Origin of the sequence: Agrobacterium sp. OT33 (assembly GCF_017313365.1) — a bacterium.
Taxonomy (GTDB): domain Bacteria; phylum Pseudomonadota; class Alphaproteobacteria; order Rhizobiales; family Rhizobiaceae; genus Agrobacterium; species Agrobacterium rhizogenes_A.
On the sequence record NZ_JAFLMZ010000004.1, the window covers coordinates 214,673 to 238,400 of the forward strand.

General features: G+C 60.6%; 20 protein-coding genes. 2 read left to right on the top strand and 18 right to left on the bottom strand.

Annotation, left to right across the window (positions count from 1 at the left end):
• Positions 1–34: 34 nt before the first annotated feature.
• Genes JZX88_RS11470 through JZX88_RS11510 form a run of 9 tightly spaced genes read right to left on the bottom strand, consistent with a single transcriptional unit; the run spans position 35 to position 10,192 of the window.
• On the bottom strand, positions 35–832 hold the full coding sequence (locus tag JZX88_RS11470; protein ID WP_206913632.1) for an NAD(P)-dependent oxidoreductase: 798 nt from the start codon (positions 830–832) through the stop codon (positions 35–37).
• 9 nt (positions 833–841) lie between these two features.
• A complete protein-coding gene (araD, locus tag JZX88_RS11475) occupies positions 842–2,566 on the bottom strand; it encodes an L-arabinonate dehydratase (protein WP_206913633.1) in 1,725 nt (574 codons plus the stop codon).
• A 37-nt stretch (positions 2,567–2,603) separates the two neighbouring features.
• Positions 2,604–3,683 (bottom strand): ABC transporter ATP-binding protein, encoded by a 1,080-nt coding sequence (locus tag JZX88_RS11480; RefSeq protein WP_065117532.1) that lies wholly within the window; start codon positions 3,681–3,683, stop codon positions 2,604–2,606.
• 22 nt (positions 3,684–3,705) lie between these two features.
• Positions 3,706–4,749 (bottom strand): carbohydrate ABC transporter permease, encoded by a 1,044-nt coding sequence (locus JZX88_RS11485; protein ID WP_110757922.1) that lies wholly within the window; start codon positions 4,747–4,749, stop codon positions 3,706–3,708.
• Positions 4,742–5,710 (bottom strand): carbohydrate ABC transporter permease, encoded by a 969-nt coding sequence (locus JZX88_RS11490; RefSeq protein ID WP_110757921.1) that lies wholly within the window; start codon positions 5,708–5,710, stop codon positions 4,742–4,744. Before JZX88_RS11490 ends, JZX88_RS11485 begins: the two co-directional genes overlap by 8 nt.
• Before the next feature lie 57 nt (positions 5,711–5,767).
• Positions 5,768–7,039: an ABC transporter substrate-binding protein gene (locus JZX88_RS11495; RefSeq protein WP_065117530.1), complete on the bottom strand. Its 1,272-nt coding sequence runs from the start codon at positions 7,037–7,039 to the stop codon at positions 5,768–5,770.
• Positions 7,040–7,060: 21 nt separating this feature from the next.
• On the bottom strand, positions 7,061–8,134 hold the full coding sequence (locus JZX88_RS11500) for a Gfo/Idh/MocA family protein (protein WP_110757919.1): 1,074 nt from the start codon (positions 8,132–8,134) through the stop codon (positions 7,061–7,063).
• Positions 8,131–9,147, bottom strand: coding sequence for a Gfo/Idh/MocA family protein (locus JZX88_RS11505; protein WP_206913634.1), 1,017 nt, complete (start codon positions 9,145–9,147; stop codon positions 8,131–8,133). The genes JZX88_RS11500 and JZX88_RS11505 overlap by 4 nt, the downstream gene beginning before the upstream one ends.
• Positions 9,140–10,192: a Gfo/Idh/MocA family protein gene (locus JZX88_RS11510; protein ID WP_206913635.1), complete on the bottom strand. Its 1,053-nt coding sequence runs from the start codon at positions 10,190–10,192 to the stop codon at positions 9,140–9,142. Before JZX88_RS11510 ends, JZX88_RS11505 begins: the two co-directional genes overlap by 8 nt.
• Positions 10,193–10,295: 103 nt before the next feature.
• On the opposite strand from JZX88_RS11510, the gene JZX88_RS11515 reads away from it, so the two are divergent.
• Positions 10,296–11,009: a GntR family transcriptional regulator gene (locus tag JZX88_RS11515; protein ID WP_142855902.1), complete on the top strand. Its 714-nt coding sequence runs from the start codon at positions 10,296–10,298 to the stop codon at positions 11,007–11,009.
• 33 nt (positions 11,010–11,042) lie between these two features.
• Positions 11,043–11,963, top strand: coding sequence for an SMP-30/gluconolactonase/LRE family protein (locus JZX88_RS11520; RefSeq protein WP_206913636.1), 921 nt, complete (start codon positions 11,043–11,045; stop codon positions 11,961–11,963).
• A gap of 24 nt (positions 11,964–11,987) precedes the next feature.
• Here JZX88_RS11520 and JZX88_RS11525 read toward each other — a convergent pair whose 3' ends face one another.
• The 9 genes from JZX88_RS11525 to JZX88_RS11565 all read right to left on the bottom strand — a co-directional run bounded on the left by JZX88_RS11525 (position 11,988) and on the right by JZX88_RS11565 (position 23,664).
• Positions 11,988–13,301 carry an HlyD family type I secretion periplasmic adaptor subunit gene (locus tag JZX88_RS11525; RefSeq protein WP_206913637.1) on the bottom strand — a complete coding sequence of 438 codons (1,314 nt, stop codon included), beginning with the start codon at positions 13,299–13,301 and terminating at the stop codon, positions 11,988–11,990.
• On the bottom strand, positions 13,288–15,135 hold the full coding sequence (locus JZX88_RS11530; protein WP_206913638.1) for a type I secretion system permease/ATPase: 1,848 nt from the start codon (positions 15,133–15,135) through the stop codon (positions 13,288–13,290). Before JZX88_RS11530 ends, JZX88_RS11525 begins: the two co-directional genes overlap by 14 nt.
• A 14-nt stretch (positions 15,136–15,149) precedes the next feature.
• Positions 15,150–15,905, bottom strand: coding sequence for a hypothetical protein (locus JZX88_RS11535; RefSeq protein ID WP_065117522.1), 756 nt, complete (start codon positions 15,903–15,905; stop codon positions 15,150–15,152).
• A 104-nt stretch (positions 15,906–16,009) separates the two neighbouring features.
• Positions 16,010–18,781, bottom strand: coding sequence for a TonB-dependent receptor (locus JZX88_RS11540; RefSeq protein ID WP_206913639.1), 2,772 nt, complete (start codon positions 18,779–18,781; stop codon positions 16,010–16,012).
• Positions 18,782–18,930: 149 nt separating this feature from the next.
• Entirely contained in the window at positions 18,931–19,929 is a 999-nt protein-coding gene (locus tag JZX88_RS11545; protein WP_206913641.1) for a FecR family protein, read from the bottom strand.
• 112 nt (positions 19,930–20,041) lie between these two features.
• Positions 20,042–20,542 carry an RNA polymerase sigma factor gene (locus JZX88_RS11550; RefSeq protein WP_110757904.1) on the bottom strand — a complete coding sequence of 167 codons (501 nt, stop codon included), beginning with the start codon at positions 20,540–20,542 and terminating at the stop codon, positions 20,042–20,044.
• A gap of 172 nt (positions 20,543–20,714) precedes the next feature.
• Complete coding sequence (locus JZX88_RS11555) at positions 20,715–21,467, bottom strand: ABC transporter ATP-binding protein (RefSeq protein ID WP_110757902.1); 753 nt, start codon at positions 21,465–21,467, stop codon at positions 20,715–20,717.
• Positions 21,461–22,528 (bottom strand): iron ABC transporter permease, encoded by a 1,068-nt coding sequence (locus JZX88_RS11560; RefSeq protein ID WP_206913643.1) that lies wholly within the window; start codon positions 22,526–22,528, stop codon positions 21,461–21,463. The genes JZX88_RS11555 and JZX88_RS11560 overlap by 7 nt, the downstream gene beginning before the upstream one ends.
• On the bottom strand, positions 22,525–23,664 hold the full coding sequence (locus JZX88_RS11565) for an ABC transporter substrate-binding protein (protein ID WP_206913644.1): 1,140 nt from the start codon (positions 23,662–23,664) through the stop codon (positions 22,525–22,527). The genes JZX88_RS11560 and JZX88_RS11565 overlap by 4 nt, the downstream gene beginning before the upstream one ends.
• Positions 23,665–23,728: the final 64 nt, after the last annotated feature.

Here is a 23,728-nt window from a genome sequence, read left to right on the forward strand (position 1 = left end):
GTCTGTCTCCTCGCAATGGGCGGATGGGTGTGTTTCAAGTCCTGTGAATGGGCTCGTCTGTGAAGACGCCGCCCTGATATTTTGCGATTGCGGCCTCGGGATCGGGGCGCGGTACGTCGCGTTCGATTTCCGCCCGGTAATGTGCAGCATTGTCGCGCCGCTGCCAGCCGAGAAAATCGACATGGGAATTGTCCCACCAGCTGTCGTCATTGGCCGAAACGCCCCAGATGACCGGGCAGCCGAGTTTCGGCACACGGAAGGTGGCCTCGATCAGCGAGACGAAATCACCATAGCTCAGCCAGGTCGACAGCATCCGCCAGTTCGAGGGCTTTTCTTCGCAGGATCCGATGCGGACGATGGCCGTCTCCTGGCCGAATTTGGAATGGTAGAGGCTTGCCATCACCTCACCGAAAATCTTCGAGACGCCATAAAGGCCATCCGGCAGAAAGGGTGTTTCCGGCTCAAGCTGCCGCCCCTGCGGATAATAACCGATCGTATGGTTGCTGGAGGCGAAGAGAATACGCGGCAGATCGTTTTGTCTCGCCGCCTCGTAAAGATTGTAGACGCCGCGAAGATTGGCGGCCTCGATGGGATCAAAAGCCTTTTCCACCGAAATACCGCCGAGATGGACGATGCCGTCACAGCCCTTTACCAGTTCATGAACCGCCGCCTCGTCTTCGAGCCGGCAGCGAACAAGCTCCTCTTGGGGGGCTGCCTCACCGAGATCGACGACGTCGGAAAGACGGATCGTCTCCGCGACATGGCCAAGCCGCCCGCGCAGCATGCTGCCCAGCTTGCCGCCGGCACCGGTGATGAGCAATCGCTTCAACATGTCGCGTCCTTAGAAAATATCGGGCTCGCCGGCGGTGCGGCCGAAATCCGTCTGCAGGAAGTCGAAATCGCAGCCTTGATCGGCCTGGGTGACGTGCTTGGAGAAGAGATAGCCATAACCGCGTTCATAACGCGGTACCGGCGCCTGCCAGGCGGCGCGGCGGCTGGCGATTTCCTCTTCGCTGACCAGCATGTCGAGACGGCGCTGCGGCAGATCGAGGCGGACAATATCGCCGGTCTTCAGGAGCGCCAGCGGGCCACCGACAAAGCTTTCCGGCGCGACATGCAGCACGCAGGCGCCATAGGACGTGCCGGACATGCGGGCATCGGAAATACGCACCATGTCGCGGTGCCCCTTCTTGATCAGCGCCTTGGGGATCGGCAGCATGCCCCATTCAGGAAATCCGGGACCGCCGAGCGGACCGGCATTGCGCAGCACCAGAACATGATCCGGCGTGACATCGAGGTTCTCGTCATCAATCGCCTTCTTCATCTCGGGATAGCTGTCGAAGACCAGCGCGGGGCCTTCATGGATATGGTATTTCGGATCGCAGGCGGCGGGCTTTATGACGGCGCCATCAGGGCAAAGATTGCCGCGCAGCACCGCAAGCGAGCCTTCCGCATAGACAGGATTATCGAGCGAGCGGATGACGTCGTCATTATAGACCTTCGCACCTTCGAGGTTCTCGCCCATGCTGCGGCCGGTCACGGTCAGCGCCGAACAGTCGAGACGGCTTTCGAGCTGCTTCATCAGCGCCCGCAGACCGCCGGCGTAATAAAAGTCCTCCATCAGATAGTCTTTGCCGGAGGGGCGAACATTGGCGATGAGCGGCGTGATCCGGCCAAGCTCGTCCAGCTCATCGAGCGTCATCGGCACGCCGGCGCGCCGCGCCATGGCGATAAGATGCACGACGGCATTGGTGGAGCAACCGGTCGCCATGGCGACGATGGCGGCGTTGCGAAACGCGGTCGCGGTCAGGATACGGTCCGGCGTCAGATCCTCGGCCACCATCTCCACGATACGCCGGCCGCAACCTGCCGACATGCGCTGATGTTCGGCATCCACCGCCGGAATGGAGGAAGCTCCCGGCAGGGTGAGGCCAAGGGCATCGGTGATGGCGGTCATGGTCGAGGCGGTGCCCATGGTCATGCAGACACCGGCGGAACGGGCGATGCCGCCCTGCACGCCGCGCCATTCCTCGTCCGTGACGTTACCAGCGCGGCGCTCGTCCCAATATTTCCAGGCGTCCGAACCTGAACCCAGCACCTTGCCGGCATAGTTGCCACGCAGCATCGGGCCGGCCGGCAGATAGATCATCGGCACGCCGGCGGAGATCGCCCCCATGACGAGGCCGGGCGTCGTCTTGTCGCAACCACCCATCAACACCACGCCGTCAAGCGGATGCGAGCGGATCATCTCCTCCGTCTCCATGGCCAGCATGTTGCGGTAAAGCATCGATGTCGGCTTGGTGAAGCTTTCGTCCACCGAGAGCGACGGCATTTCGACGGGGAAACCACCCGCCTGCAGCACACCGCGTTTCACATCCTTCACCCTTTCAGGGAAATGCGAATGACAGGTGTTCAGCTCCGACCAGGTATTGAGGATACCGATGACGGGTTTGCCGACAAAATCCTCCTCCGCATAACCAAGCTGCATCATGCGCGAACGGTGGCCGAAGCTGCGCAGGTCATCGGGTGCGAACCAGCGGTCGGAGCGGAGTTTTTTATCGGTCATGTCAATGATCCTGCGTTGCGGGTTGCGCTTAAGGCTGTCAGTCCTGCCGGAGCGTCAGCCCGCTCGTCGTGTCGAAAAGATGGATATGTTCCAGCGGCGCCGACAAACGGATGACTTCGTCCGCCGATGTCGAGGTCTGGCCGGAAAGATGCAGCGTCACCCGAGTGCCATCGCCGAGCGTGCCGTAAAGATAGGATTCGCCGCCCAGCTGCTCGGCCGTTCGCACCGACATGGTCAGCGCGCCTTCGCCACCCGCCTGCACATGGTTCGGGCGGATGCCGAGCGTCACCTTCTGGCCGGGCCTGTAGGCAAAACCGGTCTGCGGCAGAGGGATCAGCTCGCCTGTGGCGATCTTGAGCGACGGCGCTGCATCCGAGGTTACTTCGCCGGCAAAGAAATTCATCTTCGGCGAACCGATGAAGCCTGCCACGAAAAGATTGGCCGGGCGGTTATAAAGATCGAGCGGCACGCCGAACTGTTCGAGCTTGCCGGCGCGCAGAACGGCGATCTTGTCGGCCATGGTCATGGCTTCCACCTGATCGTGCGTCACATAGATCATGGTATTACCGAGCCGCCGGTGCAGGCTGGAAATCTCGCCGCGCATATCGACGCGCAATTCCGCATCGAGGTTGGAAAGCGGCTCGTCGAAAAGAAACACGCGCGGCTCGCGCACCACGGCGCGGCCGATGGCGACGCGCTGGCGCTGGCCGCCCGACAAGTCCTTCGGGCGACGCTCCAGCAGCTGGTCGATCTGCAGCATCTTGGCGACCTGGGCGATCTTTTCGGCGATGTCCTTCTTGGGTGTGCCGATATTTTCAAGCCCGAAAGAGAGGTTTTCGCGCACGGTCATATGCGGATAAAGGGCATAGGATTGGAACACCATGGCAAGGCCACGATCTGCGGCCGGCACCGTGTTGACCACATCGCCGCCGATGACGATATCGCCGCCGCTCAGTTCCTCGAGACCCGAGATCATGCGCAGCAGGGTCGACTTGCCGCAGCCGGAAGGGCCGACGAAAACGCAGAATTCGCCGTGTTTGATATCGAGATCCACACCCTTGATCACATCGAGGGCACCATATGTCTTTTTGACCTGACGAAGCTCTATACTTGCCATTGTCGTGTTTCCTCCCTGAGGATTATTTGCCGCCCGTCGATGCAATGCCGGTGGCGATGTATTTTTGCAGGAACATGAAGACCAGCGCGATCGGGGCGAGTGTCAGCACCGTCATGGCCAGAAGATTGCTCCATTCCGTCGTCATCTCCCCCTGGAAGGAGTTGAGCGCCAGTTGCAGGGTGAAGTTGTCGTTGCGGGTCAGCACGATCAGCGGCCAGAGGAAGTCGTTCCAGCGCCACATGATCGCAAGGATCGCCAGAACCGCAAGCGCCGGGGCCGAAAGCGGCAGGATGATGCGCCAGTAGATTTTCCACTCGCTGGCCTTGTCCATACGCGCCGCATCGAGGATTTCATCCGGGATCGTCAGCATGTATTGCCGCAGCAGGAAGACGCCGGTCGGTGTAGCCGCCCCCGGAATGATGACGCCCCAGAGACTGTTGATCATGCCGAGCTGGCTGGTAATGAGAAACAGCGGCACCAGCACGACGGTCTGCGGGATCATCAGCGTGCCGACAACCAGCGCCAGCACCACGCCCCTGCCCTTGAACTGGTATTTCGAGAGCGCGAAGGCCGCCATGGAATTGACGATCAGCATGATGAGCGTGGACGTCACCGTAATGAAGGTCGAGTTCCAGAAATAAAGCGGGAAATTGAAGCGCTGGAAAAGCTCGGTGTAGTTTTCCGTCGCCAGCGCCACCTTTTCGGCAGGCTTCAGCTCGTTGAACTGCATCTTCAGGACTTCGGCTGGCTTGGCCGGGTCGACCACCTGGGCAACGAGACCGATGCGGCGCACCATGCCGAACTTGCGGCCATCCTTGTCGACATAGGCCGGCAGCGGCGCCGGCTGCCCATCCACCACCACGGTTTCCTGCGTATAGGGCAGAAGACGCGGCGGAAAGCGCTGCAGATCGGCCTCCGTCTTGAACGAGGAGAGCACCAGCCAGACGACGGGACCAAACATCATCAGCACCGCCACGCCGAGATAGGCGTAGGACAGCCAGTCGGTCCAGTGCAGCTTGCCGTTGCGGCCGCGGGTACGGGTCAGAAATGCGCCAATCCTAGCCATCGACCTTGCTCCTGTTTGCCCGGAATTGCAGGGCGGTCAGCACCACGAGCACCACGGCGAGCAGCAGCGAAGCGGCAGCCGCAAGGCCGAAATTGCGGGGCGTCCCGGCAAAGCCGGTCTGATAGATGAACTGAATGATGAAGGTGGTCGCCGAACCGGGGCCGCCACCCGTGAAGGCAAAGACTTCATCGAAGGTCTGCACGCCCTTGATGAGCGACAGGACGAGAACGACGAGCATGGTGGGCGCAAGCAACGGCAGGGTAATGCGCCGGAAAATGCGCCACGGGCTCGCCTTGTCAAGCTGCGCCGCCTCATAGACATCACGCGGGATCGCCTGCAGGCCGGCCAGAAGAATGAGCGTGTAGAAACCCATATGCGCCCAGACCGACAGGAACACGGACCAGCCGAAGGCAAGGTTGGCTTCGAGCAGCCAATCGACCGAACCGAGGCCGAGCCCCTCCATCGCCGCGTTAAGAACGCCGAAACGCTGGAGAATCCACTTCCAGATCAGCGCGACAACGACGGGCGAGAGTAGAACCGGGAAGAAGAACACCGCGCGGAAGAACCCGCGCGCCCGGATATCGCGGTTGAGCACGATGGCCGTTATCAGCGAGAAGCCGACCATGAAACCAACCTGCAGCACCACAAAGAAAACCGTATTCCAGACCGAGCGCCAGAACAGGTCGCGCTGACAGGAATTGGGGTCGAGGTAATTCTGACAGGAAAGAAGGACCGAAAAGTTTTCACCGCCCACCGAAGGGCGCTCGGAAAGCAATATGTGTTCGCTGCCGGTCACGGAATAGGCCATGTTCAGCAGGATCGGCAGAAAGGCGAAGACCGCAAACAGGATCAGGTTGGGTGTGAGAAACACCCAGGCGATCCGCCGGTGGCCGAGAACCTTCTGCAGAAAGGCGAAGGGCAGTTCGACGATGCCCATGACGGGCGCAAGAAATTTATACATGAGGGTCCTCCTTCGATCCGGCGCGGCGCGGCATGCGCCGCGCCGGAAGGCGATGGATCACTTCGCCTGTTTCAACGCTTCCTCGAGGTCCGTCTTCGCGCGGGCCATGGCCTCATCGACGGTGCTTTCACCGACGATGGCCTGCGTGATGCGCTGGACGGAGATGTTGAACATGGCGCGATTGTTCTTGTAACCCTGATAGGTGTAGGCAATCGGGCTGAGGCCGGGGATCTGGTCCAGCCAGGCATTCATGGCCTTCTGCGTCGCGGGCGTCGCACCGGTATAGGTCACGCCCTTGTCGGCCACGGCCTTGTGGGCCGGAACGTTGCGGGTGCGCACGGTGAAGTCGAGATAATTCTCGTCCTGCGCCAAGAAGTTCAGGATGTCTGCAACGATCTTCGGGTTCTTGGTCTGCTTGAAGCCGACGATGCCGGTTCCGCCGGGCATGCCGGTGCAGGCTGCGCCACCGCAGGGCTGCGGCACGACTTCCCAGTCGAACGCATCGCCCACCTGGCTGTCGAAGCGCGCGGTCTGCCAGCTGCCGGAATAATAATAGACGAGCTGGCCGTTGATGAATTCCTGCGCGGCGTCGCGATAGGTATTGCCGCCCTGCCCGGCCCAGACGTCACGCGCCATGGTGCCGTCCTTGTTCCATTCGACGAATTTCTTCACGAAGGTCGTGAAGCCTTCATCGACCAGAATTGGCTTACCATCAGCATCGAAAATCTTCGCGCCATAGGAAATGGCCGGGCCGGCAATGCGGTGGCCGGAACGGTCGATGGCCATCGGGTAAGGCGTGCCGGTTGCCTTGGCGACGGCATTTGCAGCCTTCGCCCAGTCGTCCAGCGTCGCATCCTTGCCGGGAACGGCGACGTTTGCCTGATCGAACAAAGTGCGGTTGATGAAGGCGCCGGTAATGGTGAGCTGGGTATGCATGCCGTAGATGCCCTTGTCGTCAGGGCCGCTGCGGTACCATTTCAGCACGTTCGAGAAATTGTCTTCCCAATATTTCGCGTCCACGTAGGGCGTGAGATCGAGATAATAGCGGTTGAGGCCGCCAAGGTCGGTCACGGTTGCGAAATCCGGGCCGCTGCCGCCGGCGAGCTGCACGGGCAGACCTTCCAGCAGCGCCTTATAGGGCACGACGTCAGTGACGATCTTCACGTCCGGGTGCTGCTTTTCGTAGCGCGCGAGAATATCTTTCAGAATTTCGCAGCCGTTGCCGTCATAAGCGCAGGTGAAGCGCACTTCCTCAGCCGCCTGTGCGGCGCCTGCAAAGGACGCCGCGCCAATGGCGAGCGCCAATGCCATGCTGTATTTACCGATCATCTCTTTTCCTCCCTTAGATGATTATGCGTTGGCGGATGTGCGCGGAGCCCAGCCCTTGATCCACTCGCCTTCGGCGGCGTCAGACAGGCGAACCGGCTTTCCTTCCCGCACCGAGCGATAGATGGCGGTGACGAGTTCGATGGACTGCAAGCCATCGTTCACAGTCACTTCCTTGCCGCCGCGTCCTTCCATTGCGTCGGCAATGGCTTCGACGAAACCGGCAAAACCGTTTTCGCCATCGGCCACCGTCGCCAGGACGGCGTCGATCTGGTCCTGCGTGGTCGGCGCACGGGCGATGAAACGCCATGTGTCTTCGGCCGGACGATAGGGCAGCGTGCCGCTTTCGGCGGTGAAGCCCTCGAAGCAGAAGCGCAGGCGGGACGTATCTTCGGCGGCACCGAGCGTCACCGAGCTTGTCGCCAGCGCACCGCTTTTCATACGGAAGCTGAGTGCCGCGCAATCTTCGGTTTCGATCTTGTTGACGCGCGTATCGGCCATGGCGAACACTTCGTCGACGGGACCGAGAACGTGGCAGAGAAGATCATGGGCGTGAATGGCATGACCGAGGATCGCGCCACCGCATTCGCCCTTCCACGTACCGCGCCAGGGAATGTCGTAATAGCTGGCGCCACGGTTCCAGTGAACTTCCGAGCTCGCGACAAAGGCCTTACCCGCAAGGCCGGCATCGATGAGCGCACGCAGCTGCCGCATCGCATGTCCGAAACGGTACTGGAAGACGGGAAACACGCCACGGCCGGTCTTCTTGACGGAGTCGATCAGCGCATTTGCCTCTTCAAGCGAGCGAACAAGCGGCTTTTCGCAGACCACGTCCTTGCCCGCCGCATGCGCCTTCAGCGTTACGGGGAAATGCAGGTGCGGCGGCAGGCAGACGTCGATGAGCTGGATGCTCTCATCCGCCAGAACCTCGTCGAGATCGGTCGTCAGACGAATGGACGTATCCTCACCCACGACGGAACGGGCGCGCTCCAGATCGAGGTCGCAGATCGCCTTGACGACGAAGCGCTTCGGCAGGGCCCGATAGCCGCTCAGATGCTGGGCGCCGATGCCGGCGCCAATGATGGCAACACCGATCATTTCGAAGTTCCTTCGGCCTTGGCCTGCGCCTGCAGCGACAGGTCGCATACCTTGAACACATGCTCCTGCGTCATCGCCGTTTCCGTGCGGTTGCGGATGTCGTCGCACAGGCGGCCGAAATAGGGCAAGCCTGCATCGGAGGCGTCGATGTATTCGCAGCGGTCGCCATTCACGAGAACGAGGCGGTCGGTGCCTTCCTTGTTGCCGACATCGACATATTTACGCAGTTCGATGTAGCCCTCGGTGCCGAGGATTGTGAGGCGGCCGTCACCCCAGGTCGGCAGCGCATCGGGCGTGTACCAGTCGACGCGGATATAGCCGTGACCCTTGTCGCCGCGCAGCACCACTTCACCGAAATCCTGCAGACCCGGATCATCAGGGTTGGCATAGTTGGCAACGGTGGCAGCCACGATCTCCACTTCGGTCGAACCGGTGAAGAACATGAACTGGTCGATCTGGTGGCTGGCGATATCGGTGATGATGCCGCCGTAAGCTTCACGCTCGAAGAACCATTTCGGACGGATCTGGCGGTTTAGGCGATGCGGGCCGAGGCCGACGGTCTGGATCACACGGCCGATGGCGCCCTGCGCAACGAGTTCGGCCGCCTTGGTCACGCTCGGAACTTCAAAACGCTCGGAGAAATCGACGGTCCAGATACGCTTGGTCTTAGCCACGGTCTGGCGAAGGCGATCGAGCTGTTCGAAAGTGGTGCAGCCGGGCTTGTCGGACATGACGTCCTTGCCCGCTTCCATGGCGGCAATCGCCAGATCGGCGCGCTTGGAAGGAATATCAGCTATCACCACGAGATCGACGGTGCCATCGGCAAGCAGAGCCTCTTTCGATGCCGCGCGCGGCACGGTCGGGAAGCGCTTGACGAAGCCTTCCACGACATCCGGCTCGCCTTCGGTCCACCAGCCGACGAATTCCGCGCCGGCGTCCAGCAGGTTCTGGGCCATGCCGAAAATGTGCCGGTGCTCTATGCCGAGAGCGACGAACTTGATTGCTTTAGTCATCCTGCAGTTCCACTTCCTTGCCGGTATCGGCCGAGTTGATGATCGCGTCGATCAATCTGTGAGACAAAAGAGCCGCTTCACCGGTGACGACCGGCGCGCGCCCTGAGGAGATGGCGTCTGCGAAATCCTCGAAGACGCCCTGATGCCATTCATGCGTGAAAGCCATGGGGTCGGCGCCGCCACCCGTGCCGGATGCCGCACCGCCAAAGGTCTCCTGCCGGCCATCGCGCCAGTCGACATGCAGGAGGCCCGAGGCGAGCCGCAGGCTGGCATTGTCGAAATGCAGGACAATCGATTCCGGAGCACCGGGGAAACTTGCGGTGCTTGCAACGAGTGAGCCAACGGCACCATTCTTGAATCGCAGGCCGGCCGCGACGTAATCTTCGGTTTCCATGCGATGAAACCGCGTCGTCGCCGCCATAGCCTGAACGCGCGAGACCGGCCCGGCGAGGCTCAGCGCCAGATCGATGGTGTGGATTGCCTGGGAGATCAGGACACCGCCGCCGTCGCGTGCCAGTGTGCCCCGGCCGGGTTCATCATAATAGGATTGCCCACGCCACCACGGCACGGAAATTTCGCAGAGACCCAGAGCTCCGAGCGTCCCGCCGTCCACAAGCTCACGGGCTTCTTGCGATGCAGCCCGCATACGGTGCTGGAAGATGATGCCGAGCGTGACGCCGGCGTCACGACAGAGGGCGACAAGGCCGCCGGCCTCCTGCGTGTTCCGGGCGACGGGCTTTTCCATCAGAATGTGTTTGCCCGCCTTTGCGAGCTGTCCGACGATATCGATGCGGGCATTCGGCGGCGTTGCGACGATGGCAAAATCGACATCCGCATCGCGTGCGGCTTCCTCCACCGAGGAATAAACGACGACCTCATATCCGGCGTGTTTCGACGCTTCGGCGGCCAGCGCCCTGGCGCGGCCGGAACCGCCATCGACCAAACCCTTCAGGCGAATTTTTTCCGGACTTGCCGCACAGGCGAGCACATGCGTCTTCGCCACCATTCCGGCGCCGACGATGACGCAGGTCTTGATATTTTGCATTTCGGGAGCCTCCTTCCCAATAAGCGATCATTTGCATACCGGTATGCCGGTTGTCAACAGACTTGTGTTCCGGTATACCGGTTATGAAAACGCTGGAGGGTATATGCCGAAAATTCCCGTAACAGGTGGCTCCGTGCCGACGATGGAGCGACTGGACCTTAACCGTCCGGTCGTGGACCAGATCTATTCCGCGCTGAAATCGGCCATCCTGTCCCGGGAGCTTTTTCCCGGCCAGGCGGTTTCGGAAAACGAGATCGGACAGTTGTTCAATTCCAGTCGAACGCCGGTGCGCGAAGCGCTGAGCCGCCTGCGGGATGACGGCCTGATCGTCACCCTGCCAAGCCGCGGCACCTATGTCTCCAGATTATCGGAAAAACACATTCGCAGTGCGCAATTCATCCGCGAGGCACTGGAGGTCGCTGCGGTTTGCAGGCTGTGCCAGATCGGCATAACCGCGGAGGCCGAGCAGGAGATCGAACACGCCCTCACCGGCCAGCGCGCAGCCATGCACCGCGGAGACAGAAAGGCTTTTCGTGTGCATGACGACCAGTTCCACAGCGCGCTTGCCGCCGCGACCGGTCTTGAGAGGCTGGAGACGCTGTTGATCCGCGAGAAGGCGGGGCTGGACCGCCTGCGCGCGCTCGCCATCACCGACGAGGCGCATATGGCGCGGCTGCTCTCCGAACATGAGGCGGTTTACGATGCGATCAAGGCCGGCGACGAAGCCCGCGCGACCGATGGTCTGCGCAAGCACCTGCGACGCGTTCTCGGTATTCTTTCGCAGGTTTTCGAGAACCACCAGGACTATTTCGAATAATTCTGCGCCATCATCTTCAACGGTTCGAGCATCATGAATACGGCAAATCCCGAAAAAGCGCTTGCCATGTCGCAGGCGAAACTTCTGTGCGACACGATGAGCACACTTGCGGAATCCCCTGTCTGGGACGAGCGGCGACAGGTGCTTTTCTGGTGCGATATACTCGGCAGGACGGTGCGGTCCGCAGCGATCGAGCCCGGCCTTTATCGCGAATGGACGTTTCCTCATACGGTCTCAAGTCTCGGTCTCTGTCGGAACGGCGATCTCATCGTCGCCTGCGGCATGGATGTTGTCATCCTCGATCCGGACAGCGGCGAAACACGCCTTCTCCATTCCCTCCCGTCACCGGACGGCATTCCTTGCCGGCTGAACGACGGACGGGTCGGCCCCGACGGCGCCTTCTGGGTGGGAACCATGCATAATGTGCCACTCTCGGACATGGAACCTCATGGTGAGCTTTGGCGGATCACCGAAAAGAGCGCCGAGCGCAGGCAGACCGGCCTGACATGCCCAAACGGCCTCGCCTTTTCCCCAGACGGCTCCATCATGTGGCAGAGCGATTCCGTCCAGAAATGGATACGCCGGCGCAAATTCGATAGCAGGAACGGCACATTCGATGAGGGCGTGCTGGTGGCCCGGATGACGGAAGAGACGGGAAGACCCGATGGCGGCTGTCTCGACAGCAGTGGCGCCTATTACAGCGCAGGCGTTTCCGCTGGCCTGTTGAACATTTTCGCGCCCGACGGCGACCATACGGACGTGATCCCGACCCCTGTGCCGCACCCCACTATGCCGTGCTTCGGAGGACCTGATTTCAGCATCCTTTTCCTGACGTCACACCGCCACAACATGTCCGAAGACCGGCTGAAGCAATCGCCATTTTCGGGCGGCGTCTGGGCAATCCCGACACAGAAAAAGGGCTTTGCCGCCTTCCGTTTTGGCGAAGGTGGATAAAGTCCGCAAGCCTGGCCCAGATTCCTACTCTTCCCGGAAGGCGCGGCTGATCTGGTCCGTCAACGGCTTGGCGATATAGGACAGCGCCGTCCTTTCACTGGTCTGGATGAACGCCTCGGCCGGCATACCCGGCACCAGCGGCGCATTGTTCAGCTTCTGCCTTTCGGAAACCGGCACGGAAATCCGCGCCAGATAATAGGAGAGACCGCTGCGCTGATCGGTGGTGATATCCGCCGCGATACGACTGACATGGCCTTCCAGTTCCGGCGTGACCCGCTGGTTGAAGGCGGTCATGCGCAGCATGGCCTTTTGCCCCAGCTGAAGCTGGTCGATATCCTTCGGCACGATCTGCACTTCCAGCGCCAGCTCGTCTCCATCAGGCACGATGAGCATGATCGGATCCGCCGGCGTCACCACGCCGCCCACGGTATGCACGGCCATTTCATGTACCATGCCGGATTGCGGCGCGACGATATCGATGCGCTTCAGCTGGTCTTCGGCGGCAACCTTGCGCTCGACGAATTCACCCATCTGGGCCTGTATCTCGCGCAGTTCCCGCCCGACCTCGGTGCGCAATTCCTGATCGATCTGCAGGATTTGCAGCCTGGTTTCGGTGATGCGCCCTGCTGCCTGCGCCTGATAGGCGATTTTTTCGCCGCGTTCGCCGCCGAATGTCGCGGCCTGCGTCTGCAGGCTGTTCAGCCTCTGCACCGAGACGACACCCTGTTCGCGCAGGGATTTCTGCGAGGTGATTTCAGCCTCCAGCACGGCAAGGCCGTTATCATAAGCGACTTCCTGCGCCTTCAGCCCCTCAATCTCATGTTCGAACTGGGTGATGCGTTCGGAAAGCTGCGCTTTGCGCCCTTCCCGATAGGATTTACGGAATTCGAACAGCTTGGTCTCGCTGCGCATGGCGGAGGCGACATCGGGATCGTCCTTGCGTGCAATGAGAGTCTGCGGAAAAACGAGTTCCGGCAGATCGTCGCGCTCAGCCTCCAGCCTTGCCATGCGCGCATTCAGCTCATCCAGACGCTTGGTGACGATGGCGAGATTGGCGCGCGTCTGGGTCGCATCGAGGCGCATGACCACATCGCCGGCCTTCACCCTGTCGCCCTCATTCACCAGAATTTCGCCGACGACACCGCCGCTCGGGTGCTGCACCTTCTTGCTGTAGGAATCCACCACCAGATGACCGGAGGCGACAACCGCGCCGGCAAGATTGGTCGTCGCAGCCCATCCGCCGACGCCGGCCAGCAGCGCTACACCCGCAGCAAGGCCGGCAACGAGATGTTTGCGGATGGAGCGGGACACACGGCTGCGCTGATCAATGTTTGACATCCGCATCTCCTTCCTGGCTGTTCTCTTCACGGACGTCTTCCAGCACCAACGCCTGTGGCTGGGTATTGGCGACGACGCGCAGCGGCGAGACCGTCTGGGCGGATGCGGCAAATCCCTTGGCCGCCTGCCCCTGCGGAACGCGCAGCACCTTCGACAGCACTTCGTCGCGCGGGCCGAAGGCCTTCATCCTCCCCTCTTCCATCATCAGAATGAAATCGACGGCACCGATGGCGCTCGGCCGGTGGGCGACGACGACGGCAATGCCGCCACGCGCCTTGACCGAGGAAATCGCCTTGACCACGGCGGCTTCGCCTTCCGCATCGAGATTGGCGTTGGGTTCGTCCAGCACCACGATGAAGGGATCGCCGTATAGCGCGCGGGCAAGGCCGATGCGCTGGCGCTGCCCGGCGGAAAGCGCCGAACCCGCCTCGCCGATATCGCTGTCATAACCTTTTTCGAAACGCAGGATCAGTTCATGCGCACCCGCAGCCCTGGCCGCCGCCATGATGGCCTCGGGATCGGGATTATCCTCGAAACGGGAGATATTTTCACCGATCGTGCCGTCGAACAGCTCCACGCCCTGCGGCAGATAGCCTATGTGGCGGCCCAGCGCCTCACGGTCCCATTGCTCGAAACTTGCACCGTCCAGCCGTACCTTGCCGGCGGCCGGCATCCACGCACCGGTGAGAATGCGCGACAGCGTGGATTTACCCGAGCCGGAGGGGCCGATGACGCCGAGCGCGTTTCCAGCAGTCACGATGAAGCCAAGGCCGGTGACGGTCGGTTTTCTTTCTCCCGGCGGAACGATGGTGACGTTTTCGACCCGCAATTCCTTTTCAGGCTTCGGCAGGGCCATGGCGGCGTCATTGGCCGGCATCTGGGCAAAAAGCTCCCTCAGCCGCGCCCAGCTCTGCCGGGCGGCCACGAAGGACTTCCAGTTGGAAATGGCGAGATCGACGGGCGCCAGAGCCCGGCCCATCATGATCGAACTGGCGATCATCACGCCACCGGAGGCCTCCTGATTGATGACGAGCCAAGCGCCGACCGCCAGAATGGCCGATTGCAGCACGACCCGCAGGGATTTCGCGATATTGCCGAGACCGCCGGCCACGTCGCCCGCCTTGCGATTGGCGGCAAGATAGGCCTCGTTGGAATTCTGCCAGCGTTTTCCGAGCCGGCCGCCAAGACCCATAGCCTGCACGACTTCGGCATTACGGCGCGAGGCCTCCAGCTGCCGGTTGCGGGCCATATTCTCGACCATGGTGTCGCGGATCGGCTTCTGCGAGAAGATATTGGTGAGGATCGTCAGGGATACCAGCAGCACCGCGCCGGCAAGCGCCGTCACGCCGATCCAGAAGTGAAACAGAAAACATATGCCGAGATAAAGCGGCATCCACGGCAGATCGAAAAAGGCAGTCGGCCCCGTGCCGGAGAGAAAACCGCGCACATTGTCGAGATCGCGCAGCGGCTGCAGCCCGTCGCCCGGCATGCGATTGACGAGCGGCAGGCGCACCACCGCATCATGCACCCTGCCGGAGTGACGCATGTCGAAGTCTTCGCCGATGCGGATAAGGACACGCGCGCGGATGATGTCGAGCAGGCACTGGAAACCGTAAAGGCCGAGCGCAAGCACGGCAAGTCCGACCAGCGTCGGCAGGCTGCCGCTTGCCAGAACCCGGTCATAAACCTGCAACATGAAGAGCGGCGACGTGAGCGCGAGTATATTGACCACGCCGCTGACGAGCGCAACGCCGAGAAATGTGCTTTTAAGGGGCGAAACAACCGCCGCAGTGAGGGACTGCGGCGGCGTCTGCTGGTGGTTCTGAAAGCCCACAGCCTGTTTTTCCTTTACGCGGCAAGCGCCGATGCGTTGGCGAAAATGAAGTCCGATGCATCGAGCACATTTGCATCGACGCCATTGAGCGTGATGGAGACGGATGTGTCTGTTGCCGAAAGGATAACGGCATTTCCGCTATCATTATACCACAACAAATCGTCCACCGAAGTTGCGCCCCAGGCGGAAACGTCGAGCGTATCCGTGCCGTCCTGGTAGCCGTAGGTGCCGGTCGGGCCAGCCGCCACAACGTCGTTGCCGCCGGAGAATACGAAGGTGTCCGCGCCGGCAAAACCGGTCAGGGTATTGGAGGCCGCCGTATCCTCGATGACGGTGCCGGTGGCCGCGAAGTAATCATAAAAACCGGCAAGCGAACCGAAGCGGGCGAGCTGATAAACGGCAAGATCGAGAAGATCGCGAGCGCCGGCGAGCGAGTAGGCGCTGTCGGGATCGATCAGCAGTTCCTGCTGGCTGACCGCGATACCGCTGGTGGACTGGCTGTAGCCGGTGCCCAGAACGATGCTGTCGACCGAACCCGTCAGGTTGCCCTGGGAGTACTGCAGAGCGCCGCTCATGACGATGCCCTTGCCGCCGGTGCTGCCATCGCCCCACGCCTCATAGGTCGTGTTCGGATCGATGGTGGTGGTGGCAAGAGAGCTCGTCTGAGCGTCGTAGAACGCACCATAGGTCGAACCGAAACCGCTCGTCCAACCGTTGAGGTAGCCGATCAGATCGGAGGAAGACTGCGTCAGTTGAATTGTGGTAGCCATAGGTGTACTCCTTTGCTGGCCAATATCGATACCTTCGTTCTGTGACGAAGGCGTTTCATCTCCGGGACGGGCTGCAACCCAGCCCGGAGAATTTCTTCCACGGTTCAGAACTTCACGTTCATCGTCGCGATAAAGGTGCGGCCCGGGGCCGTATAGGCGCTGGCGGCCGGGATATATTTGCGATCCGTCAGGTTGTTGACAGCGAAGCGAAGCGTTGCCTTCTCGTTGAAAGCGTAAGATCCGTAGAGGTCCACCGTCGTGTAAGGGTCGGTCACCTCACGCAGATTGCCCTCCGTATCGAGCGTCCGCGACTGGGTCGGGGTGACATGGTTAAGCCTTGCGCCCAGCGAGAATTTTTCATCGAAGAACCGCATGCCGCCATCCAGCGTCAGCTTCACCTTCGGCGCGACATCGCCCGGCCAGGCGACGATCTCGCCCGTTGTCGTGGTCGTGCCGTTGGAAAAAACCTGTGTCTTCTCAGGCCATTCGGTCTTCAGGAGCGTCGCCGATCCGCCGATCCAGAAACTGCGGGCATCGTAATTGCCCTCGAATTCAAGCCCGCGCATATAGGTCGTGCCATCCAGATTGACGAAGCTGGTATAGGTGCGGTCGGGAACCTGATCCGTGACGAGATGACCGAGCGCGATGTAGTCCTTCACCTCGCGACGAAAGGCGGCCATCTTGATGCGGATGGAATCGTTGTCCAGCAGCACGCCGTCGAAGCTCATATTCGCGCCGATTTCGTAGGTCGTGGCTTTTTCCGCACGCAGAGATTGGTTCGGAGCATATTCATATCCGGGGCTATCGCCCGGACGCGCACCGGCAAAAAATGCCTCGAGGATTGTCGGCGGACGCAGGCTCTGGGAGTAGCTTACGTAGGGACGGAACCAGTCGACGGGTTTCAGCTCGATGGTGGCGGAGGGCAGCCAGGCGCTGTAGGTGCGATCGATGTCAACTTCATGCGAGGGATATTCGATGACGGATGTATTGGTGGTTATCCCCGTACCCGGCATGCAGTTGGCCGATGCGCGCGGCCAGACGCTGGCGAGAAAGACGTTATAACGCGACGCCCATACGGGCGGATTTACGGGCAGGAAGACCTGATTGAAATACTCCAAAGGCGTATAACGATTACTCACCAGTTCACAGGGCACACTTGTCGTTACCGTTGTGTCCTTGACGCTATAATAGGTCGCCGATCCCTTCAGGCGTGACCAGTCGTAACGCACGCCCCCACTCAGCGTGATCCATTCGGCCGGCTCCAGTTCGCCATTCAAAAACAGGCTGGCGACATCTCGTCGCCCGGCAGGGCTGAAAGACGTATAGCTGCTGGCAAAGGACGGATTTTCCGTGATTTTGGCACTTGTCGCGACGGACGTCGCTATGTCGCGAAAGGCTTCGGCCCCATAATTCAGGCTGAGTGCACCGACACTGGTGTCGAAGCGGCTGGTATTCTCCAAGCTGCCGCCGAAACTGCGCAGGCCCATGTCAAGATTCGTCTCGACCGCATAAGTACGCGCCGCACGCAGTTCATGCGTCATATTATCGTTGAGCCACAGCGACGATTTGAAGTCGATCAGTTCGCTCTCGGGGTCCCAGTCCAGCTTCGCGACGACGCTGTCATTGCGCACGCTCTCCCGGTCGATCACCTCGGACGCGCCCTGAACGAAATCATTCTCCTGATGCATCCACGACAGCGAGGCCTGCACATCACCAAAATCGCCTTCGCCCTTGAAAAAGCTCGACCAGCCATCGCGGCCAAGCAGATCCTTCATCGTCGTGGCGGTGCTTCTGGCCTCTCCCCTGGTCCCGATTTCGTATTCATCCATGATCGTGCGGCTGTAACCCGCAACGAAGGAGAACGGGCCCTCAGGCGAGCGAACGGCGCCAAGAACCGAACCCTGAAAATCGTAGCCATTGGTACCGCGGGACACATTCACTTCCCCGCCCCTGTTTTCACCCGCAGCAATCAGGTCATCGGCGCTGACGGTACGGAATTCCACCCTGCCGCCCAGGGAGCCGGCGTTACCCGACCGCGCATTGGTTATTTTATCGATCTCGACGGCACGGATGAAAGCGACATCCACGTAACCCTGCCCGGCACTTGCGGTGTAACTCGTGGCTCCGCCGAAGGCCGCGCCACGCTGCGCATTCTGCCGCGCACCGTCAATGGAGACGACCACGCGGCCGCTTTCCTGCAAACCGCGCACATTCGGCGAAACGGTCGGGAAGCTGCCATTGCCCTCGCCGGCATAAACGCCGGAAACCCGGTTGAAAACATCGCGCGTGTTGCGCACGCCGGCGGACTGGATCGCCTCGCGGCTGACGACACTCACACTGGCGGGGGTTTCGTAAACCCAGTCCGGCGTTCCCTGATACCCGGTACCGGCAATGGAATTGCGCCCGGTCTTGCCCGTCACGGTGATTTCCTCGAGAACCGTCGTTCCTTCCGCCCCGGAGAGATCAGCCGCCGCCTGCCCCGTGCCGATGATGACCGTTCTGCCATTTCCGGCGATGCGGAAATTGACGCCGGTACCGGCCAGAAGCCGTGACAGGGCTTCCCGCACCGTAAAACTGCCGGTGACGGCATTGGTGCGCACATTGCCGGCCGATGGTGTGGCAAGCGTGACCTGAAGACCGGATTGCCGCCCGAAAGCGCCGACGACGGATGACAGCGACTGGGCGGGAATATTGAACGGCCGCGTCGCACCCTGCTCGCCACCGGCACGTTGGCCATTTGCGGCATTGGGTCCTGTCTGCGCAAAAACCGTCGTCGAGATTGAAACGACGAGCGCAGTCGTCGCCAGCAACACAGCCCTGCGCGTCTGCTTTCCCGCTTTTTTCCCCTGGCCCGTCATACATTTGTGGAGGCGCATATTGCTTTTGTCTTCCTGTCTTTCGCTCCGGACATATCTTGACCGGATTACTCAACAAAAAGACGATTGCCTCGGCGTTTTTTTTCAGGCTTTTGGAGAAAATTTGATAAATTACTGAAAAATAAATATTATTTTTGTTTCGAAAAGTTTCAGAAGCGGGTGATGATGCGAGCGCTGCCGCCAATCGCATGCACCTTGCCCCTATAGGGTTCCACCAGTGCTTCCAGTGCACGATCCGGATCGCGCAGATCATAAAAACCCGTCACCCGCTGCTCTGCGAGCCGTTTGTCGGCCATGGTCAGCCAGGCCGGATGGTAGCGCTGGATCTGCTCCACGACGGAGCCTATCGTCGCATCCACCACGTAAAGCTCGCCATTGCGCCAGCCACCAATATCCTCGACGGGAACATTCTCTTTGCGGATCGCGCCGGAAGCGTCGACAATCAGCATTTCACCCGGCACGAGCCGGGTTGGTGGCGCGTTGTGGAAGGAGGCTTCCACGGAACCATGGGCAAGCGCAACCTGGGTCACCCCATCCGTCAGGTCGACATCGAAAGCCGTGCCCAGCACCTGGACGGTGACGTTCTTCGCTTCCACGACAAAGGGACGTGTTGTGTCCGGCACCACGTCAAAAAAGGCTTCCCCCTTCAGCACCTTCACAGTGCGGCGGCCATCGGTAAAATCCGCCGAAAGCGCGCTCGCTGCGGCAAGCTGCACCCTGCTGCCATCTTCCAGCACGATCGTGCGGCTTTCAGCGGTGCTGGTCTGGTAATCAGCCTTGATATGGACGAAAAATGCGGGGGCGAACAGCACCGCAAGACAGAGGGCCGCAGCAGCCATCGCCGCTCCGGCATAGTGCCGCACGGACCAGCGCCGCCGCGAAGATACGTGTCCTGCAGCCTTTTCCGGCAGGTGCGGCGCGTCTTCCCAGAGATTTCTGAAGGCCGGCTCGACCAGACCGAGGTTTCGCCAGGTCCTGCACGTCCGGTCCCACGCAAGACGGTTCGCCGGGGACGATGCCAGCCATCGATCGAATTCAGCCTTCAGCCGCGGCTCCACTGAACCTGCCTGCAGACGCAGCAGCCAATCGGCCGCCTCTTCCGCTTTCCCGTTCGGCAATTCTATTTTCTTGTCTGGATCAATGGTCATTGAACCCGGCCAGTTCCTTTGGCTAGGCGGAGGAGCCGCCTCGTCTTCCGCGTTTCTATAAAGACGTTTGAGAGAGAGATTTTTTTCACGGGATGCGGCAATCAGGACAACTTTACTTCATTTCCTTGGTAATTGCGGCAATGCCGCCCTTGATCAGCCGATGGGCGCTGGCCACGGACACGCCGAGGTGACGCGCGATTTCTTCCATATTGTAACCACCGAATCTATGCATTTCCAATGCCACACGCGCCTGAACCGGCAAGGCCGCCAAAATAGTCTGCATCTGCCGGACTTCATCACAGAACAGGGCATGTTCCTCCGGCGTGCCATTATCCTGCGGCACGCCCCAGAACGGGGTATCGTCCGGCCGTTCACGGAGGTCCTGCCGGCTGCGCCGGCGATTGTCGAGGGCGAGATTGCGAACGATGCGGAAGAGATAGGATTTGAGATTGGAAGGGTTGCCGGAAGCTTCCGGAACGAATTTCAGGAACGCTTCCTGAACCACGTCCTCCGCATCCGCCCGCGATCCCAAAATGAGGGTGGCGTATTTGATCAGGTCGACCCTATGCGCGACGTAAGCGTTATAACGCTTGTCATCTTCCCGTATGCCCATGTCTCAACCGAGAGAAATTTCAAGGATCAGCGAAACTGCAGGCCGCCCGCATGGCGTCGCGGTTTTCCACACGATCTCTAACATTCAAACCGCCGGTCGAACAGATATTTCATGACTATTATCATCAAGAATTTGTGCGGCCGCAGGCGGATGCGGCCGGATCCGGCGGCTGTCAGATAGCCCCGTCGACGATGACCATGGGCCTGCCCTGCGAACAGGGTTCGATGCGCGCATCGATACGATAGATATCGCGCAGCATATCGGAGGTTATTACCGTTTCCGTGCTGCCGCTCACCACCATTTCACCACGCGCGATCACCATGGTGTTCTCGCAATAACGCAGCGCATGATTGAGGTCATGCAGGGCGATCAGCACGATCATGCCTGTTTTCTGGGCCAGTTCGGTGACGAAACCTAAAACCTCGATCTGCCGGTGAAGGTCGAGCGCCGATGTCGGCTCGTCCATCAGCAGCACTTCCGGCTTGCGCGCCAGCGCCTGCGCCAGCGACACCAGCTGTCGCTGGCCGCCGGACAGTTCACCGAGACCGCGGAAGGCAAGATCCTGGATTTTCAGTGCCTTGAGAATGGCATCGATCTCGAACAGCTCATGGTCCTGAACGCGCCAGCCACCCCCCTGCTTGGCGGAAAGCAGCACGGATTCATAGACCGTCAGGACCGCGTTGGCGCCGGTATCCTGCGGCATGTAGCAGATGGCGCGATTGCCGCGTGCCGTATCGGAGAGTTCCACCAGTCCGGGGCCGGAAATGAGGCTGGCGATGCGCTTGAAAAGCGTGGATTTGCCAGCGGCATTCGGGCCGATAACGGCCGTCACGCTGCCGCTTTCGAGCGTATCGATGCCGACCTTGGAGAGAACCGTGGTGCGCCCGTAGGCAGCACCGACATCCTTCAGTGCGAGCGCTACCATGCGCGTCTCCTGTTGCCGAAAATAAGCGCGAAAAAGAACGGTACGCCAACCAGCGCCGTGATGACCCCGATCGGCAGAACGGCGCCGGGAATGAGGATCTTGCTGATGACCGAGGTTGCCGACAGAAGCAGCGCGCCGCAGATCACAGAACCCGGCAGGAAGAAACGCTGGTCCTCACCCACCACCATGCGGGCGATATGCGGACCGACCAGCCCGACAAAGCCGATGGTGCCGACGAAGGAAACCGGAATGGCCGCCAGAAGGCTGACCGTCAGCATGGTCGTCAACCGCAGCCGCCGGACATTGATGCCCATGCTGGCCGCCTTGTCGTCACCCAGCCGCAGCGCCGTCAGCGCCCAGGCATTGCGCATGAATATCGGCACGGTAACGAGAAGGATGGCGGCAGTGATATAAACCTTGTCCCACGTCGCCTTCGTCAGGCTGCCCATGGTCCAGAAAACCACGGCGGCAAGCGCCTGTTCGGAAGCGAGATATTCAAGCAGCGACAGGGCCGCATTGAAGGTGAAGACCAGCGCGATGCCGAGGAGCACGATGGTTTCGACCGTCACACCCCGCAGCGTCGAGGCGAAATGGATGAACAGCGCCGCAATCATGGCCATGATGAAGGCATTGATCGGCACCATATAATGCACGGCGCCCGGAAAGATCGCCACGCCGCCGACGAGCGCCAGCGCCGCGCCAAAACTTGCAGCGGCGGAAATGCCGAGTGTGAAGGGGCTGGCGAGCGGGTTGGACAGGATGGTCTGCATCTGCGCGCCCGCAACCGACAGCGATGCGCCGACAGTGACCGCCATCAGCGCAATCGGCATACGGATATCCCAGATCACCACCCGCAGCTGGTTTGCAGCAGCGGCCGGATCGGCAATGGTCGCCAGAACTTCGGAAATTGTGTAGCGCGCCGGGCCGAGCGCCATATCCGCGGCCAGGCTGAAACACAGGGCGATGAAAAGCCCGACAAGAATAACGATCCTGCGCGCGGCAAGGGCGCGATATTGATCGCGCCCACTGACGCCAACGGCGCTTTCATTCAGCGAACTCATTGGTTCAGACCTTTTTCGAGCGAGGCGAAATAGCCCGGCTTGTAGGTAACGGGGAGGAACTTCCGGTAAAATTCCTCAGCGTTTTTTTCCGGATCGAGATCAGCGAAGAGGTCCGGATGGAACCACTTGGCAAATCGCTGGATCGGCAAAAACTCATAAGGAGCGCCATAGAACTGGTGCCAGACGGCATGGACATTGCCCTGCTTGACCGCCTTCAGTTCCGGAAACGGCGTACGTGTCATCAGATTGGCCAGCCGCTCGCGCGAAAGCGCCGTGTCTGCGCCAAGTCCAAGGGGAACGAACTGGTTGATGTCGGATTCCGCCGCCCAGTTCGAGCCGGTGACGATGACATGGTCAGGATCAGCGACGACCAGCTGCTCGGGATTGAGATCACCGAAGGTCGTCTTGATGATGCCGTCGGCAATATTGTGACCACCGGCCAGATCGACCATCGCGCCGAAATTGGCGGGCCCAAAGGTGCGGCAGCAATTGTTCTCGCCGGAAATGCCGGGCGAACGCTCGATAAAGACATTCGGGCGCTTCAGGTCCTTGACGCTGGCGAGCCGGTCGGTCACGCGGGCGATTTCAGCCCGGCGATAGGCGATGAATTCCTGGGCGCGCTCTTCCGCACCGAACAGTTTTCCAAGAATTTCGATCGAAGCTTCGCTGTTCTTATCGGGATCGATGCGGAAATCGAGATAAACAATCTTGATGCCGGCAGCGGCAGCCTTCTCTTCGAAACCACTTTCCTTGGCGGTTTTTTCCGTTTCCAGATTGAGGGTGATCACATCAGGAGAAAGGGTGATCGCCGTTTCCAGGCTGAAGTCACCCTGCGGCAGATAACCGAAGGGCGGCAGTTTCTCGATCTGCGGAAAACGCTCGACATAGGCCGTGTAGCTGTCGGGGTCTTTCTTGAGCAGATCGTCACGCCAGCCGACGATGTTTTCGAAGGTCTTGTCGCCCTTCAGCGCCGCAATGACGTGGATCTGGCGGGCTTCGCCAACGATGACACGCTTGGCAGGCAGGTCCAGTTCGACCTTGCGGCCGGTGACATCGGTGATCTCGCCTGCATGGGCCGCCATGGCGAGAAGAGAGAAGGCCAGCACCGCAAGATGCCTCAGAGCATTGAGCCGCATGAGAAGTCCTCATTGAGTTCCAAAAGAAATGATGAAACCGCATCACTGCGGTCTCACCCATCGA